Genomic DNA, 1415 nt, shown 5'->3' on the forward strand with positions numbered 1-1415 from the left:
TGGTATGAAAGTTCAATTTTTGACACCGCTTAAGTGTGCCTCATTTATGCCTTGATTCTGATTCAAAGCCCAGCAACCTATGCACGCCATTTCATAGCTGAACACCCGCGTAGTTCAGGGCATTTAAAAGGTTTAGCATCGACGCAATTCTTTTTTTGTATGAAGACTTTTTTAGACAGCGCCACCACAGCTTTTCAGCTCATCAGTGACTTTGATCCTGGCCTCTGGGCCATTGCTGGCCGCTCCTTAGGGGTGAGTGCCACGGCGTGCTTCATGGGTTGCCTGATAGGTATTGCTTTAGGCGGTTTTTTGGGCGTCGCAAAGTTCACTGGCCGCGGCATGGTGCTCACCCTGCTCAACACATTTTTAGCGCTGCCTTCCGTGGTCGTGGGTTTGGTGATTTATTTGCTTTTGTCTCGCACGGGGCCACTGGGTTTTCTGGGTTGGTTGTTTAGTTTCAAAGCCATGGTCTTGGCACAGGTGGTGCTGGTGGTGCCCGTTGCAGCGGCATTAAGCCGCCAAGTGGTGGACGACGCAGAGAGTGCCTATGGCGAGCAATGGCGATCTTTGGGTGCTGGCAATGCGTTCAGGTGTATTTTGCTTTCATGGAACGAACGATTTGCCTTGCTCACCATTGTGGTGGCTTGCTTTGGCCGCGCTATTTCTGAGGTGGGCGCCGTCATGATTGTGGGCGGCAACATCGAAGGTTTTACGCGGGTGATGACCACCGCCATTGCACTTGAAACCAGCAAAGGTGATTTGCCTTTGGCGTTGGCGCTTGGAATTATTTTGTTGGGCATTGTGGGTTGCCTGAATGCACTGCTGTCACTCTTCAGATATTGGCAAGATCAATCACAACTCAAAGTACAAAACAGTTTGCGCGGGTGGGTGGCATGAGTGCATTGTTGTCAGTGCGTCACGTCAGCCTGAACTTGGGAGGTGTTCAAGCGCTGCAAGATATCTCTCTCGAGATTTTTACGGGCGAGCAAGTGGCCTTGATTGGTGCCAACGGCTCTGGCAAAAGCACCATGCTGCACCTCTTGAACGGGCTGCACCAGCCTTCTCAGGGTGTTGTGAATTTGCCGCCTTGCCGACAAGCCATGTTGTTCCAAAGACCCCACATGCTGCGCACCAGCAGCCTGAACAATGTGGCCATTGGTTTGTGGTTAGACCGTAGCCTTCAGCTGGGCTGGGCTGCTTGCAAACAGCGTGCGCTAGAGGCGCTTTCGGTGGTTGGTTTATCGGGCGTCACCCAGCAAAATGCAGCCACTTTATCGGGCGGGCAGCAACAGCGCTTGGCCTTGGCACGTGCTTGGGCTCGTGAACCTGAATTGTTATTTTTAGACGAACCTACCGCCAGTTTGGACCCGCCCGCCAAGCGGGAAGTGGAGGCTTTGGTGCACCAACTTATTAAG

2 protein-coding genes are annotated in these 1415 nt (G+C 52.6%); both read left to right on the plus strand.

The genetic code is table 11. The features are described 5' to 3' along the window. Nucleotides 1-159 precede the first annotated feature (159 nt). The gene (locus AC9UEO_RS13655) at nucleotides 160-897 is read left to right on the plus strand and encodes an ABC transporter permease (protein WP_509534629.1); all 738 of its coding nucleotides are present in this window, start codon (nucleotides 160-162) and stop codon (nucleotides 895-897) included. After that, the coding region (locus AC9UEO_RS13660) for an ATP-binding cassette domain-containing protein (protein ID WP_509534632.1) at nucleotides 894-1415 on the plus strand (522 nt) is incomplete at its 3' end. The genes AC9UEO_RS13655 and AC9UEO_RS13660, both read left to right, overlap by 4 nt.

It is taken from the genome of Limnohabitans sp. (assembly GCF_040401495.1).
In the GTDB taxonomy this organism is placed as follows: Bacteria; Pseudomonadota; Gammaproteobacteria; order Burkholderiales; family Burkholderiaceae_C; genus Limnohabitans.